Below are 16,990 nucleotides of genomic sequence, written 5' to 3'. Positions count from 1 at the left end.
CTTAGCAAATTAAAGCCAACAAAAAAAGCCTTACGAAAAATTTCGTAAGGCTTTTTCTTTACATTAATCACGATTCATTTCAGCTTCAATATCAGATAAGTTAGTATGATCAGTGGTATCGCCTAACACTGCGCCCACTTTTTGTGGTTGCATGTGCCGATACTTAGCCATACCGGTACCAGCTGGAATAATCTTACCAATCATGACATTTTCTTTTAAGCCGACCAATGGATCGCTCTTGCCACGAATCGAAGCATCAGTTAGAACTCTCGTAGTTTCCTGGAAGGAAGCGGCTGACAAGAAACTATTGGTTTCTAATGAAGCTTTGGTAATTCCTAATAAGACTGGTGAACCAGTTGCTGGTAATTTACCTTTAATTAAAGCATCGGTATTCGTATCAGTAAAGTCACCAATATCTAATAAGGAACCCGGTAAGACTTCAGTATCCCCAGGATCTAAAACCCGGATCTTCCGTAGCATCTTACGGACCATAACTTCAATATGCTTATCACTGATGTCAACACCTTGCATCCGATAAACTTTTTGCACTTCAGATAGCAAATAGTTTTCGGTAGTTTGGACATCAGTAACTTTAATTAATTGCTTAGGATCAATTGAACCAGAAGTTAATTTATCACCCCGCTGAATAACATCGCCTTCACTTACAGCAACACTCGCTGTGTAAGGAACACTGTAGGTGCGGTTATCAATTTTACCTTCAACAGTGATTTCACGAGTATGTTCTGCAGGATTTTCATCAATAGCAGTAACTGTCCCATCAACTTCAGAAATATAAGCTAGACCTTTAGGATTCCGAGCTTCAAAAATTTCTTCAACCCGCGGCAATCCTTGCGTAATATCTTCGCCACCAGCAACACCACCGGTATGGAAGTTTCTCATGGTTAACTGGGTACCGGGTTCACCGATGGATTGTGCAGCAACAACCCCGACAGCTTCACCAACTTCAACTTCTTCACCAGTTGCCAAGTTGCGGCCGTAACATTTTTGGCAAACACCATGCAATGTGTTGCAGGTGAAAGCAGAACGAATCGTTACTTTGGTTACACCAGCATCCAAAACTAACTTGGTCAATTCTTCATCCAATAAAACGTTACGTCCAACTAATTCTTCACCAGTTGCGGGATCTAAAATTTCCTTTTGCGTGTAACGGCCTAATAAACGATCGGCCAAAGGTTCAATAATTTCATTACCTTCAGTAATGGCCGAGACCTCTAAGCCCCGATCAGTACCACAATCTTCTTCTCTGACAATCACGTCTTGGGCAACATCAACCAAACGTCTAGTCAAGTAACCAGAGTTAGCTGTCTTCAAAGCCGTATCAGTCATACCCTTCCGGGCACCGTGAGTGGACATAAACATTTCCAAAACAGATAAGCCTTCACGGAAGTTCGAAGTAACAGGAACTTCCATCATTCCGCCGTTAGGAGCGGCCATTAAGCCCCGCATTCCTGCTAACTGCGTAAAGTTAGAAATATTACCCCGGGCTCCAGAATCGGACATCATGGAAATTGGGTTCTTCGGATCAAAACTATCAACCAATTGTTGTTGAATCTCGTCTTTAGCATCATTCCAAATACTAATAACCCGATTATGCCGTTCTTCATCAGTAATTAAACCACGCCGGAATTGCTTAGCTACAGTAGCTACTTGTTTATGCGCTTCATTAACAATATCTTGCTTATCAGACAATTGTGGTACGTCAGAAACCCCAACGGTTAAACCAGATAAAGTACAGATCGTATAACCCAATTCTTTCATATCATCTAACAATTCGGAAGTGCGTTGAACTTTATAAATCTTAAAGACTTGCGCAATGATATCACTTAAATAGCCCTTTTTAAATGGATCAATTAACGGCATATCCGTTAAGCGTTGGTGAATATCTTCACCTTCATTTAAGAAGTATTGATCAGCAACGCCATCAGTTAAGTTAGCCGCAGTTGGTTCATTAATATATGGCATTCCTTCTGGTAAAATCCGGTTAAAAATCACTTTACCAACACTAGTTATCATAATCCGATCTTTTTGATCTTCTTTGAAGGCAAAATTAGTCAAAGACTTAGTTGCCAAACCAATTCTTGTATGCCAATGAACGACCCCATTTTGAAAGGCCATCTCAACTTCGTCCATGTCTTTAAAGATCATGCCTTCGCCTTCACGACCACGTTCTTCTAGCGTTAGATAATAGTTACCCAACACAACGTCCTGTGAAGGAGTAACGATTGGTTTACCATCTTTCGGAGCTAAAATATGGTGAGCAGCTAACATTAACATCCGTGCTTCTGCTTGTGCTTCATCAGATAAAGGAACGTGAACAGCCATCTGATCGCCATCAAAATCGGCATTATAAGCTTCACAAGCCAATGGATGTAATCGAATGGACTTACCATCAACTAAGACAGGCTCAAAAGCTTGAATACCTAACCGGTGTAAGGTTGGTGCCCGGTTTAACAACACTGGACGTTCTTTAATCACATCTTCGAGAACGTCCCACACCACATCATCTTGCCGTTCAATTTTGCGTTTAGCATTTTTAATATTGGAAGCTAATTCCCGTTCAACCAATTCGTGCATGACAAATGGCTTAAATAATTCCAAGGCCATTTCACGTGGCAAACCACATTGATAAAACTTCAACGTTGGTCCAACATCAATAACCGAACGCCCAGAATAATCAACACGCTTACCTAATAAGTTTTGACGGAAACGTCCCTGCTTACCTTTAAGCATATGCGATAAGGATTTTAATGGTCGATTTCCTGGGCCAGTTACTGGACGACCCCGTCGGCCATTATCAATCAAAGCATCGACTGCTTCTTGTAACATCCGTTTTTCATTTTGCACAATGATATTTGGCGCATTTAAATCTAATAACCGCTTCAAACGATTATTACGATTAATGACCCGCCGATATAAATCATTCAAATCAGATGTGGCAAAACGCCCACCTTCTAATTGCACCATTGGCCGTAAATCTGGTGGAATAACTGGGATACAGTCCATAACCATCCATTCGGGACGATTACCGGAATCCCGAAAAGCATTTAAAATATCTAAGCGCCGAATTGCCCGCGTCCGCTTTTGACCAGTAGCAGTTTTTAAGAGTTCTTTCAAACCGGCAACTTCTTTATCTAAATCTACGGCCTGTAATAACTCTTTAATACCCTCGGCACCCATTTTGGCATCGAAAGCTTTACCATACTGCTCCCGTTTTTTACGATACTCAGTTTCGGTTAATAATTGCTTATCTTCCAGATCAGTATCACCGGACTTGATAACAACATATGCGGCAAAATAAATAATTTCTTCCAATGCTCTAGGACTCATATCTAACACTAAGCCCATCCGACTCGGAATTCCTTTAAAATACCAAATATGCGTTACAGGAGCTGCTAATTCAATATGTCCCATCCGTTCACGACGAACTTTTGAGCGCGTTACTTCCACACCACAGCGGTCGCAAACAATTCCTTTATAACGGATGCGCTTATATTTACCACAAGCACATTCCCAATCTTTGGTGGGTCCAAAAATTCGTTCATCGAACAAACCATCACGTTCTGGTTTTAAAGTCCGATAATTGATAGTTTCTGGCTTCTTAACTTCGCCGTAAGACCAACTTCTAATCTTATCTGGTGAAGCCAGACCAATTTGCATACTTTCAAACTTATTGACGTCTATCAATTGGCAACCTCCTATTATTTATCAGTTGTATCGCCATCATCCGCGTTTAAACTATTAATTTTATCCATTAAATTATCTAAATTAGGTTGTAATTGTGCTTCTTGTTCTTTATTCTTATCAGCCATTTCTTGCAGTTTCTTTTGTTCCTGCTCTTGTGCTAATTTGGATAAAGCATCAACACTCTTAGACGTAGTATCTTCATCCATATCACGTAAACCAATTTCTTGATGTTCATGATCTAGAATCTTCATATCTAAGCCCAATGATTCCAATTCTTTAATTAAAACTCTGAAGGATTCTGGAACCCCAGGTTTAGGAATTGTCTCACCTTTAACAATAGCTTCGTAGGTGTTGACCCGACCAGTTACATCGTCGGACTTATAAGTCAAAATTTCTTGTAAGGTATAGGCTGCACCATAAGCTTCTAAGGCCCAAACTTCCATTTCACCAAAACGCTGACCACCAAATTGTGCTTTACCACCTAATGGCTGTTGCGTAACTAATGAGTAAGGTCCAATGGAACGCGCATGGATTTTATCATCAACCATATGCGCTAATTTCATATAATACATAACCCCGACAGCTACCCGGTTATGGAAGGGTTCACCTGTCCGGCCATCGTACAAAATAGTCTTAGCGTCAGAAGCCATATTAGCTTCTTTAACAGCTTCCCACAAATCATCATCACTGGCCCCATCAAACACAGGAGTAGCCACGTGAATACCTAAATTCCGAGCAGCCATACCTAAGTGTAATTCCAAAACCTGCCCAATATTCATACGGGAAGGAACACCCATAGGATTTAACAAAATATCAATTGGGGTACCATCTGGCATATATGGCATATCTTCTTCAGGAACCACAATGGAAACTGTTCCTTTGTTACCATGACGTCCGGCCATCTTATCACCCACTTGAATCTTCCGCTTTTGAGCAATATAAACCCGAACCATCGTATTAACACCAGGGCTTAATTCATCGCCGGCTTCGCGAGTAAAGACTTTCACGTCTTGCACAATTCCACCGCCACCATGAGGCACCCGTAAGGAAGTATCACGTACTTCACGAGCTTTTTCACCAAAAATGGCGTGCAGTAAACGTTCTTCAGCTGATAATTCAGTCATACCTTTTGGTGTCACCTTACCAACTAAGATATCACCATCACGAACTTCGGCCCCAATCCGGACAATTCCGGTTTCATCCAAATCTTTTAACGCATCTTCACCAACATTTGGAATTTCACGTGTAATTTCCTCTGGTCCTAATTTGGTATCCCGAGATTCTGACTCATATTCTTCAATATGAATTGAGGTATAAACGTCATCTTTAACCAAGCGTTCAGATAAAACAACCGCATCTTCGTAGTTGTACATGTTCCAAGTCATAAAAGCAATTAGTGGGTTTTGACCTAAAGCCAATTCCCCTTCTTGCATCGCTGGACCATCGGCAATAATTTCACTCTTATCAACATGGTTGCCTTTTTCCACAATTGGTCGTTGATTGTAACATTTACCCGCATTAGAGCGCCGATATTTCATCAAATGATAGGTGTCAATCACATCTTCATCGTCACGTTTAACCTTGACAATTTTAGCATCAACATATTGCACTACTCCGGCATGATGAGCTAATAAAGCTGTTCCTGAGTCATGGGCAGCGACATATTCCATACTGGTTCCCACCAATGGAGAATGTGGCTTTAATAATGGAACCGCCTGCCGTTGCATGTTAGCACCCATCAACGCCCGGTTGGAGTCATCGTTTTCCAAGAATGGAATACAAGAAGTCGCTACCGACACAACTTGACGCGGTGAAACATCCATATAATCGACTTTATCGGCGGTCGTTTCAATATTATCATCTTTATGCCGGGCCAAAATCCGTTCTTCAGCAAATGAACCATCATCATTCAAAGGCGTGTTAGCCTGGGCTACCACATAGTTATCTTCTTCATCGGCAGTCAAATAGTCAATCTTATCAGTAACTTTATGCGTATCCCAAGAAACACGACGGTAAGGAGTTTCAATAAAGCCATACTTATTAACAACCCCATAAGTGGCCAAGTTATTGATCAAGCCAATGTTCGGTCCTTCAGGTGTTTCAATCGGACACATCCGTCCATAATGCGTATAGTGCACGTCCCGAACGGCATATCCAGCTCGATCACGAGTTAAACCACCCGGTCCTAAAGCTGATAAACGTCTCTTATGCGTTAATTCACCCAAAGGATTGTTTTGATCCATGAACTGGGACAATTGTGAAGAACCAAAGAATTCCTTAATAGCTGCTACCACAGGCCGAATATTAATCAATTGCTGCGGCGTTACAGTTGCTGTGTCTTGAATGGACATCCGTTCCCGAACAACCCGTTCCATCCGGGATAAACCTAAACGAAATTGGTTTTGCAACAATTCACCAACAGACCGAATCCGCCGGTTACCCAAGTGGTCAATATCATCAGTGGTGCCAATACCCTCTTGTAAATTCAAGAAGTAATTAATTTCAGCTAAAATATCAGCTGGGGTAATATGCTTGATTTTTTCATCAATATTACCATTGCCAATGATATTGACAATCCGATCTTCATCAGTTTGTGAATAGACTTTAATAATCTGTAATTTAACTGGATCGCCCAAAATTCCTTCATCAGCTGGTTGGAAAGTAACCGCCTTAAAGTCAGGATTTTTGAGATATGGAGCTAATTTGCTCATCGCTTCCCGGTCAATTTTGGTATCTTTAGCTAAGATAACTTCACCAGTTTCTGGATCGGCTAAAGTTTCGGCGAGTGTTAAACCTAACAAACGTGTTTTTAAATTTAATTTTTTGTTTACCTTATAACGTCCCACTGGCGCTGTATCGTAACGCTTTGGATCAAAGAAGCGCGCGTACAATAAGGACCGTGAACTTTCAGCAGTCTTAGGTTCACCAGGGCGTAAGCGTTCATAAATATCTTTTAAAGCTTCGGCAACCCGCGAATCACTGGTATCCTTGTGGACATCTTTTTCTAAAGATAAGTTCAAGGAATCACTGTTACTGCCAAAAATTTCCGTAATTTCTTGATCAGAACCAAAACCAATGGCCCGAATCAATTCAGTAATCGGTAATTTTCGTGTTCGATCAATTCGAACATAACTAATATTCTTCGCATCGTTATCGAATTCTAACCAAGCTCCCCGATTGGGAATCACCGTTGTGCCATAAATCATGCGACCGTTTTTGTCAGCTTCGGCAGTGTAATAAACGCCCGGTGAACGTACTAATTGGGAAACAATTACCCGTTCGGCACCATTAATGATAAAAGTTCCTTGCTCAGTCATTAAGGGAAAATCACCAAAGAAAACATCTTGGGTCTTGATTTCGCCTGTGTCATGATTAGTCAAACGCAAAGTAACGTGTAGTGGTGCAGAATAGTTGGCATCATGATCACGTGCTTCTTCAACCGTATATTTAGGCTTTAATAGTTTATAACCAACATAATCCAAAGATAATGTTCCTGCAAAATCATTAATTGGCATAATATCTTGGAACATTTCTTTTAAACCTTCATCCAAGAACCAATTATAAGAATTAGTTTGAATATCAATTAAATTTGGTAATGGTAAAACTTCCTTAATCCGCGCATAACTCCGCCGCGTCCGGTGTTTTCCATAATTGACATTGTGGTAACGTACTGTGTCTTGCGTCAAACTATTCACCCTTTCAAATCAAATAAATTACCAGTCAAATATTACAATTTCATTACAAATTAGCATTTAACAATTCGAAAGCAAAAAAAAACCAAAAATAGTTCAAACTATTTTTGCTTTTTTATAATTCCGGCTCGGACAAGATTTCGAGGGAATACGCCCACTGCACCACGCTAATTAATTATAATTAGGATAAAACAAATTCACCTAAGTGTCAAGTTCTAGACTTGAACTTTTTGAGCATGACGAATGTTAAATGATAACTGGCCTTTAGCTACCCCTACCGACAAACGATCACCTGCAACTAATTGCCGCGACAATAATAAATCACTAATTTGATCTTCGACTTGGCTTTGAATCGTCCGGCGTAACGGCCTTGCGCCCATTTGGGGATTGAAGCCTTTCTCCACTAACCAATTTAAAGCTCGCGTTGTAATCGTCAATTTGATTTGCCGTTGTGTCAAACGCTGAACTAAATCTTTCGTCAAAATCTTGACCACTGCTTGTAAATCAGTTTTAGTCAACTCATGGAAAATCAAGATTTCATCAATTCGATTTAAAAATTCGGGCCGGAAAAACTCTTTAGTTGCCGCTAAAATATGATTCTTCATGGTCTGATAATCGTGAGCTGTCGTTTGGTTAAAGCCCACATTATGTTCTTCATTGAGGCTATCAACGCCTAAATTAGAAGTCATAATAATGATTGTATTGCGAAAATCAACTTTGCGACCCTTAGAGTCTGTCAAAAAACCATCATCCAAAACTTGGAGTAATAAATTAAACACATCGCGATGAGCCTTTTCAATCTCATCTAATAAAATCACAGAATAGGGATGATTGCGGACTTGTTCAGTTAGTTGTCCGCCTTCATCGTAGCCCACATAACCAGGAGCTGCTCCTACTAAGCGTGAAGTACTAAATTTTTCCATATACTCAGACATATCAATACGAATAATTTCGTCTTCGCTGCCAAAAACACTTTGTGCTAAAGCTTTAGCTAGCTCAGTTTTCCCAACGCCAGTAGGTCCTAAAAACATGAAAGAACCAATGGGGCGTTTCGGATCTTTTAAGCCACTACGCGCACGACGAATAGCTTTGGCAATGGCTGTCACAGCTTCATCCTGACCAACAATCCGTTGATGTAATTCATCTTCTAAATGTAGTAATTGTTTGGATTCTTGTTGGGTAATCTTCGTTACCGGAACATTCGTCCATTGCGAAATGATTGTTGCAATATCATCACTAGTTACTTGAGATTGATCATCTGTTGGCTGTGCGCTGTTTTGTTCACTTTCGGCAAGCTCTTGCTGCAGTTTTAATTCCTGTTTCCGTAAAACTGCCGCTTTTTCAAAATCTTGTTGAGCAATAGCCTGATCTTTTTGCATCCCCACATTATTCAACTCTTGCTCCAGGGCCTGCCATTTTTGCGGTTGTTGCTGTGCAGACTGATTAATGTGCACTCGCGCAGCGGCCTCATCAACTAAATCAATCGCTTTATCAGGCAAGAAACGATCTGTCAAATAACGTTTGGATAAATCAACTGCAGCCTGTAAAGCCGCATCGGTAATCTTTAAATGATGATGTTGTTCATATTCTGGGCGCAAGCCTTTCAAAATCTCATAGGTTTGTTCGGTAGTTGGTTCTTCCACCACAATCTTCGCAAATCGACGAGCAAAAGCCGCATCTTTTTCAATATATTTTTGGTATTCATCTAAAGTAGTGGCACCAATCATTTGGAGCTCACCGCGTGATAGTGGTGGCTTTAAGATGTTCGAGGCATCAATGGCCCCTTCAGCTCCGCCTGCACCGATTAAAGTATGCAACTCATCAACAAATAAAATAACATTTTGATCTTGGTTGATTTCATTAATTATCTTTTTCAGACGATCTTCAAATTCACCACGATACTTGGTGCCAGCTACTAGTGAACCCATATCCAACATCATTACCCGTTTATTGAGTAACTCTAACGGAACCTCTTGCTTAATAATTTTTTGAGCAAGACCTTCAACAATTGCCGTTTTACCGACTCCTGGTTCACCAATTAAAACTGGATTATTCTTGGTGCGACGGCTTAAAATCTGGATCATTCGTTCAATTTCTTTGTCTCGACCAATGACCGGATCTAAGTGTTTTTGTTTGGCTGAAATAGTTAAGTCACGGGCTAAAGAATCCAGTGTTGGTGTCGCACTTTGTGAACCATTCATACTCTTTTTTTGATTAGCCCGATCAACTCTTTCAGAAATACCCATATTTTTTAATAATAAGCGCTTGGTCTTAACAATACTTAAGCCCAAACTAGTTAAAATCCGTGAAGATAAAATTGTCTGATCATGTAATAAAGCCAATAAGAGATGGCCGGTTCCAACTTGATTAGCACCTAACAATTTGGCTTGTTGACTAGCTTGTTCTAGAACTTGCCCCGTTCTAGGTGAATACGGTAGATAGAGTTGATCTTGGCGCTCATCCGTATTATCGCCATAGCCTGTGAGGGCTTCAATTTCGTCTTTAATATCCTCAGAAGTGACTGTCATTTCAGTAATTGTTTGAGCTGCAACTCCAGAACCCTGTTCTACTAAACCATAGAGTAAATGTTCTGTACCTACAGCTTGATGACGAAAAGCCATTGCGATCTTTTGTGCCAAACTTAGAGCAGTTTTGGCACTATCAGTAAATAATTCGCTCATAACAATCTCTCTTTCTTTTACTTCAATTGAATATTCTTAAAACATTACGTTGTTTGACTATTTTACCGCAGATTAACAAGAGTACCAATGAAAAGTCATCGTAATGAATTAAATTATTAATTTTAGTTTATCGTCAAACACTCATCTGAACAATGATTAAGAATTAGAACCAAAAGCTTCAAACTATTGAAAGTGTGGCTTTTGCCCATAGCAACTCTTGTTCAGTAACATAACATCTTAAAAGCATATAGGTTTAAACAGCATTAATTACGTGGCCTCCCTTACTGAACTTTTTAATATACAAAAAGATACGATAAATAATATCGTATCTTCAACCATCATATGTAACTGGACTTATCGGGAAAACAAGATTCGAACTTGCGACCCCTACGTCCCTAACGTAGTGCTCTACCAAGCTGAGCTATTTCCCGAAATCGGGAAAACAAGATTCGAACTTGCGACCTCTACGTCCCGAACGTAGCGCTCTACCAAGCTGAGCTATTTCCCGATGAAAAAAGCGGAAGACGGGATTCGAACCCGCGACCCCCACCATGGCAAGGTGATGTTCTACCACTGAACTACTTCCGCAATCAAATTCACAAATATAAATGTACAATCGTACAATGCACCCAGTAGGAGTCGAACCTACAACCTTCTGATTCGTAGTCAGACACTCTATCCAATTGCGCTATGGGTGCTCATTATAATGCCGAGGACCGGAATCGAACCGGTACGGTAATCACTTACCGCAGGATTTTAAGTCCTGTGCGTCTGCCAGTTCCGCCACCCCGGCGTGATTATAATGAAAGCGGAAGACGGGACTCGAACCCGCGACCCCCACCATGGCAAGGTGATGTTCTACCACTGAACTACTTCCGCAATTAAAACTATCTTCAACGATAGTATGAGTCGCGTGGGGCTCGGACCCACGACCCACGGCTTAAAAGGCCGTTGCTCTACCAACTGAGCTAGCGACTCAATACAATCATCAGCTAACCCAATGACTGTATTAGTATAACAATTTTAATTTCAAAATGCAACTCTCTCAAACAAAAATTTACTTATTTTGTTCACCTGGCCGTAATGTTGGGAATAAAATGACATCACGAATGGATGGCGCATCGGTTAGCAACATTACCAAACGGTCAATTCCAATGCCTAAACCACCAGTTGGTGGCATCCCATATTCCAAAGCTTCCACGAAATCTTCATCAATTGGTTCAGCTTCATCATTACCAGCTTCACGTTCTTTCGCCTGAGCTTCAAAGCGTTCCCGTTGATCAATTGGATCATTTAATTCAGTAAAGGCATTGGCATATTCATTACCTAAGATAAACAATTCAAAGCGATCAACAAAACGGGGATCGCGTTCACTCTTTTTAGCTAACGGTGAAATTTCAATTGGATGACCATAGATAAAAGTTGGTTCAGTAATGGTTTCTTCAACAAATTCTTCAAAGAAAGCATTAATAATATGACCAACTTGCCAATAATCTTCGTAATGAACCTGATGTTCATCTGCAAGCTTGCGAGCTTGTTCAATGGACATTTCGGGCCAAAAATCAACTCCGGTCCGTTCCTTAATGGCATCAACCATATGTTGGCGTTTGAACGGCTTACTTAAGTCAACAGCATGACCTTGATAAGTCACTTGCTGGGTACCTAAAGCTTTTTTGGCGGCATAGCGAAAAATACCTTCAGTTTCGTCCATCACATCTTCAAAGTTAAAGTAAGCAGCATAACTTTCTAATTCAGTAAACTCAGGATTATGCTTGGTATCAATCCCTTCATTTCGAAAGACTCGACCAATTTCGTAAACCCGTTCCATGCCACCAACAATCAAACGTTTTAGTGGTAGTTCCAAGGCAATACGCATATACAAATCAATATCCAAGGCATTATGGTGTGTCAAAAATGGTCGTGCCGATGCGCCACCGGCTTGACTATGCAAAACGGGCGTTTCCACTTCTAAGAAGCCATTTTGGTCCAAATATTCTCTAATTGCTGAAATAATTTTGGTGCGTTTCACAAAACGATCGAAACTTTCTTGGTTGGTAATCAAATCCAAGTACCGTTGCCGATAAATTTGTTCCACATTGGTTAAGCCGTGATACTTATCTGGCAATGGTCTTAAGGCCTTAGTTAATAAAGTAACATGATCAGCCCGCACAGTTAATTCACCCATGTCGGTCTTCATCACCGTTCCTTCAATGCCAAACAAATCCCCTAAGTCCGCTTTTTTAAAAATCTGATAATTTTCTTCACCGACAACATCTTTACGCACATAAAGTTGAATCTTACCCGTCCGATCTTTTAAATCAGCAAAACCAACTTTACCTTTGCCACGTTTGGTCATCATCCGACCAGCAACTTGCACTTTAACTGGCTCAATTGCATCTTTATCTAAAGCATCATATTGCTCATGCAATTCTTGGGCAGTTGCTGTTGGTTGATAACGATGACCAAACGGGTCAATCCCAGCATCACGTAAGTCTTGCATCTTTTGTCGCCGAACACGTAATTGATCATTCATTTCATTTTCTGCCATATTACTAACCCCTATCTTTGTAATTGTCGTTGCATTGCTTGCTGGGCAAATTGATCCAGCAATTCATCAACTTCTTGTTGCGTATTCACTTCATTAATGGCCGCTTTCGTGCGGGCTGAACGAGGAATTCCTTTTAAATAGTAAGCGGCCTGCTGCCGAAATTCTGGAACACCAATTCGCTCACCTTTTAATTCCACTAACCGCGCTAATTGTTCTTTCGCAATTTGAATTTTTTCAGCCGGTGTTGGTTCTGGCAATAATTCACCGGTGTCTAAATAAGTGACCATGGCTTTTAATGCCCAAGGATTACCAATCGCTCCCCGCGCTACCATCACTGCATCGGCTCCGACTTCATCAATCATTACTTTAGCATCTTGGGGCGTTTTCACATCACCGTTACCCATAAACGGAATGGTTAAATGTTGTGCCACTTCATGTAATAATTCCCAATCCGCATGCCCCGTATACATTTGCGCTTTAGTCCGACCGTGCATGGCAATGGCATCAGCGCCACCTTCTTGGGCCGCTAAGGCATTCTCTACAGCCAAAATATGATCGCTATCAAACCCTGTGCGCATTTTCACAGTCAAAGGCTTTGAGATTTCTTGTTTGACCGCTTTCACTAAATCATAAATACTATCCGGATCCAATAACCAATGTGAACCAGCCCCGGTTTTAGTAACCTTTTTCACGGGACAGCCCATATTAATATCGATAATGTCTGCCGCCGTATTTTCGGCCACATATTTAATCGCCGGAACTAACGTTTCCTTCGAACCACCAAAAACTTGAATGCTAATCGGATGTTCGTTAGGATTCACATACAACATTTCATGGGTCTTTTGATTATTGTATAAAATACCGCGATCACTAACCATTTCGCAAACTACCAATCCTGCCCCAAATTCTTTGGCCGTCATGCGAAATGAATAATTAGAAATTCCCGCCATTGGGGCGACCACAACTTGATTGGGGATCGTAACATCCCCTATTTTCCACTCCATACTCTCTTCTTCTTTCTTTTAAAATCAAACCTCAGCCTGTTAAAATTAGCGTCTAGCGTTAATCAATGAATTGGTTAGTTTTAATTTTTTCAGATAACTATCATTTACATGATAGCAAAGTCAATACCCTACTGGCAATTATTTCTGTGAAATCATTTGTTGAATTTCAGTCGGTGTAAAATGATACTTTTGTCCACAAAATTTGCAAACCACTTCTACTGGTTGATTTTCTTGTTCCATAGCCTGCAATTCAGTTAATGGCAAAGCTTGAATCGTTTTTGCAAAGCGTTGTTTGGAACAATCACAAGTAAAACTCACTGGTATTTTCTCTAAAATTTTATTTCCCGTGGCAAATAATAACGTTAAGATTTCTTCAGGACTTTTTTCTTGCAGTAATTCATGCAATGGTGGTAATTGCTGAATCTTGGTGGTTAACGCCGTTAACTCTTGTTCCGTAGCCTGCGGCATGGCTTGCACCATAAATCCGCCAGCACAACTCACATGATTATCACTTTCTACGTAAACAGACAGTCCCACTGCTGCGGGAATCTGTTCTGACTGTACTAAATAATACGCATAATCTTCGGCTAATTCACCGGAAATTAATGGAACCTTGCCTGTAAAAGGTTGGGCTAAATGCTGATCTTTGGTAACCGCCAAATAACCATTTTGTCCCACGGCTTTAGCCACGTCAATTTTACCTTTTTGATTCAGCGGCAAACTAATATGTGGATTTTGAACATAGCCTTTCACTTGGCCCTGCGCATTACCGTCCGCAACAATTAACCCGACTGGTCCGCCACCAGCAATCCGCGTAGTTAATAATTCATCATTTTTTAACATGGAAGTACTTAATAATAATGTTCCGATTAAACTACGCCCTAAACTAGCCGTGGAAGCACTCCATGTATCATGATTGACTTGCGCCGTCGCCACTAAGTTAGTGGCCCGTACGACATAAATTCGAAAATGACTATTTTGATTTAAAGCTTTAATTAAATAATCTTGCATCGCAAATTCTCCTTCAAAATTCAGTTGTATCATTTGAAACTCGTTATTAAATCTCCAAAAGCAAGTAAGCACAGACCACTACAGTCTGTGCTTACCAACTTGATTTTGTTATTCTTCAGTTTGATCATCATCACTATCAGCAGGATCTGCAGTGATAGTTTCTTCATGATGTTGTGCAACCTCATGCGCTTGTTTGGCTTCATCACGGCGTTGCGCAGCTTGTTTAGCTTCTTCAAAAGTCGAAGCCTTTTCTGATGGAAATTCATCTTGATTAGTTTCTGGCATATGACCAGTATTATATAAACTCAAAATTTGTTTTTCATCTAAAGTTTCATACTTTAATAGTGCTTGTGCAATCGCCTTATGTTGTTCACGATGGCTTTGGATAACTTCCACCGCCGTTTGATGACCTTCATCTAAAATCTTGCGAATTTCTTCATCAATGGCAGTTGCTGTTTCTTGAGAATAGTTAGGTTGACCGTAGGCCCCAACTGGAGCACCACCTTTTTCAAGTTGGACCATCCCTAAGCGCTCCGACATTCCGTATTCAGTGACCATGGACCGCGCAATTTGCGTTGCTTGTTCAAAGTCATTGGAAGCACCAGATGATTGTACCCCAAAGATAATTTCTTCAGCAGTGCGACCACCCATTAAGCCAGCAACTTGCTCCATTAAATCTTTCTTAGTCAGCAAGTTCTGATCTTCTTTAGGCAACATAATCGCATAACCACCCGCACGACCACGCGGAATAATCGTAACTTTGCGGACAACGCGGGAATCACTCAAAACCACACCAATGATCGCATGTCCTGCTTCATGGTAAGCCACGGTTTCACGTTCTTTAGCAGAAATAACCCGATCCTTTTTAGCGGGACCCGCAATTACACGATCTTCAGCCTCATCAATATCGGCCGCATCAATTTTAGTTTTATTACGTTCAGCCGCTACTAAAGCTGCTTCGTTTAAGACATTTTCCAAGTCGGCTCCGACAAACCCAGGGGTTTGTTGGGCAATAACTTTCAAGTCAACATCATCAGCCAAGGGTTTATTCTTGGCATGGACTTTCAAGATGGCTTCGCGCCCTTTGACATCCGGTTGACCAACTAAAATCTTTCGATCAAACCGACCTGGCCGCAATAAGGCAGGATCTAACACATCCGAACGGTTAGTAGCCGCCATCACGATTAAACCTTCTTTACCGGTAAAGCCGTCCATTTCTACCAATAATTGATTTAAAGTTTGTTCGCGTTCATCATTGCCACCACCAGTTTTACCGTTACCACGTTGGCGACCAATGGCATCAATTTCATCAATAAAGATAATGGCGGGGGCATTCTTTTTAGCACTACTAAACAAATCACGCACTCTGGAAGCACCAACACCAACAAACATTTCCACAAAATCTGAACCAGAAATAGAATAGAATGGCACGGCTGCTTCACCAGCAACGGCACGAGCTAATAATGTTTTACCAGTTCCGGGAGGTCCCTCTAATAAAACACCTGATGGTATCCGCGCACCTAAAGCTAGATATTTCCGCGGATCCTTTAAGAAATCAACTACTTCAACTAATTCTTGTTTTTCTTCTTCAGCACCAGCAACGTCAGAAAAACGAACCTTATTTTTCTTAGGATCAACTGGCTTGGTTTGCGACTTGCCAAAACTCATGATCTTGCCAGCACCGCCACCTTGACCAGCTTGACCCATCATAGAATACAATAAGAATGCGAAGAATAAAAACGGAATTACCGTTAAGGCAATATTAAGCCACATTCCATTCTGTGATTCCTCACGCGTACTCATTTTTGTTTGCGACTTCTGTGCCGCGCGATTAATTTCTTGCAACGTTGAATTATTCGGCAAAACGGTAGCCGTAAAATTCTTTGCCTTAGTTACAGTCGCTGCTGAGTGTGAAAATAAATTAACATTTGACTGACTGCCTTTACTAGTTTCAGACTTTTTTAAAGTTCCTGAAACTTTATAAACACCATTAGACGGTTGAAGCGAAAAATGTTTAATTTTATTAGCTTTTAATTTGGACACAAATTCACTCGAAGAAAGGTTTTCAACTTGTGATGATCCTTGTCCTCCAACAAACCAACTAGTAGCCAAAATTAACAACACGAAAATAATGATATAAAATAGACTATTATTTCGTAGTCCATTTCGATTATTTTTCAATCTATTTTTCCTCCACAAGAATAAACTTGCTTTTCATGCTAACACAATCTCGCATGAGCCGCTAGCCTTGATTAAGATATAACTATGTGAAACAAATGCTTACCACTTAAGCCCTTAACAGCTTTCAGCTACTCAGCAATTAAAACCAGTATATCATATTGTTTTGAT

The 16,990-nt window shown here is 40.6% G+C and carries 7 protein-coding genes and 7 tRNA genes; all 14 read right to left on the bottom strand.

Going from position 1 to position 16,990, the window contains the following annotated elements:
- Positions 1-63: 63 nt before the first annotated feature.
- On the bottom strand, positions 64-3,705 hold the full coding sequence (rpoC, locus tag AC3B6B_RS02535; RefSeq protein WP_489757135.1) for a DNA-directed RNA polymerase subunit beta': 3,642 nt from the start codon (positions 3,703-3,705) through the stop codon (positions 64-66).
- Between the two features lie 14 nt (positions 3,706-3,719).
- Positions 3,720-7,391, bottom strand: a complete 3,672-nt coding sequence (gene rpoB / locus AC3B6B_RS02530; protein WP_489757134.1) for a DNA-directed RNA polymerase subunit beta — start codon at positions 7,389-7,391, stop codon at positions 3,720-3,722.
- 221 nt (positions 7,392-7,612) lie between these two features.
- Positions 7,613-10,078: an ATP-dependent Clp protease ATP-binding subunit gene (locus AC3B6B_RS02525; RefSeq protein ID WP_489757133.1), complete on the bottom strand. Its 2,466-nt coding sequence runs from the start codon at positions 10,076-10,078 to the stop codon at positions 7,613-7,615.
- 357 nt (positions 10,079-10,435) lie between these two features.
- Positions 10,436-10,509 (bottom strand) — tRNA-Pro (locus AC3B6B_RS02520).
- Positions 10,510-10,512: 3 nt separating this feature from the next.
- A tRNA-Pro gene (locus AC3B6B_RS02515) sits at positions 10,513-10,586 on the bottom strand.
- Between the two features lie 8 nt (positions 10,587-10,594).
- Positions 10,595-10,666: transfer RNA gene (locus AC3B6B_RS02510), tRNA-Gly, on the bottom strand.
- Positions 10,667-10,702: 36 nt separating this feature from the next.
- Positions 10,703-10,776: transfer RNA gene (locus AC3B6B_RS02505), tRNA-Arg, on the bottom strand.
- 9 nt (positions 10,777-10,785) lie between these two features.
- Positions 10,786-10,871 (bottom strand) — tRNA-Leu (locus AC3B6B_RS02500).
- A 14-nt stretch (positions 10,872-10,885) separates the two neighbouring features.
- Positions 10,886-10,957: transfer RNA gene (locus tag AC3B6B_RS02495), tRNA-Gly, on the bottom strand.
- A gap of 26 nt (positions 10,958-10,983) precedes the next feature.
- Positions 10,984-11,056: transfer RNA gene (locus AC3B6B_RS02490), tRNA-Lys, on the bottom strand.
- 79 nt (positions 11,057-11,135) lie between these two features.
- Positions 11,136-12,626, bottom strand: coding sequence for a lysine--tRNA ligase (gene lysS / locus AC3B6B_RS02485; protein ID WP_489757132.1), 1,491 nt, complete (start codon positions 12,624-12,626; stop codon positions 11,136-11,138).
- 11 nt (positions 12,627-12,637) lie between these two features.
- Positions 12,638-13,630: a tRNA dihydrouridine synthase DusB gene (gene dusB, locus AC3B6B_RS02480; RefSeq protein WP_489757131.1), complete on the bottom strand. Its 993-nt coding sequence runs from the start codon at positions 13,628-13,630 to the stop codon at positions 12,638-12,640.
- 138 nt (positions 13,631-13,768) lie between these two features.
- Positions 13,769-14,641 carry an Hsp33 family molecular chaperone HslO gene (gene hslO, locus AC3B6B_RS02475; RefSeq protein WP_489757130.1) on the bottom strand — a complete coding sequence of 291 codons (873 nt, stop codon included), beginning with the start codon at positions 14,639-14,641 and terminating at the stop codon, positions 13,769-13,771.
- A gap of 108 nt (positions 14,642-14,749) precedes the next feature.
- Positions 14,750-16,822 carry an ATP-dependent zinc metalloprotease FtsH gene (gene ftsH, locus AC3B6B_RS02470; protein ID WP_489757129.1) on the bottom strand — a complete coding sequence of 691 codons (2,073 nt, stop codon included), beginning with the start codon at positions 16,820-16,822 and terminating at the stop codon, positions 14,750-14,752.
- Positions 16,823-16,990: the final 168 nt, after the last annotated feature.

Source organism: Bombilactobacillus sp. ESL1197 (assembly GCF_058107145.1).
This window is presented reverse-complemented; position numbering and strand designations above follow the sequence as displayed.

Bases quoted from the DNA above. Each gene is read 5' to 3' on its own strand.
- AC3B6B_RS02525 (WP_489757133.1), bottom strand. From the start codon at position 10,078: ATGAGCGAATTATTTACTGATAGTGCCAAAACTGCTCTAAGTTTGGCA.
- lysS (WP_489757132.1), bottom strand. From the start codon at position 12,626: ATGGCAGAAAATGAAATGAATGATCAATTACGTGTTCGGCGACAAAAG.
- dusB (WP_489757131.1), bottom strand. From the start codon at position 13,630: ATGGAGTGGAAAATAGGGGATGTTACGATCCCCAATCAAGTTGTGGTC.
- hslO (WP_489757130.1), bottom strand. From the start codon at position 14,641: ATGCAAGATTATTTAATTAAAGCTTTAAATCAAAATAGTCATTTTCGA.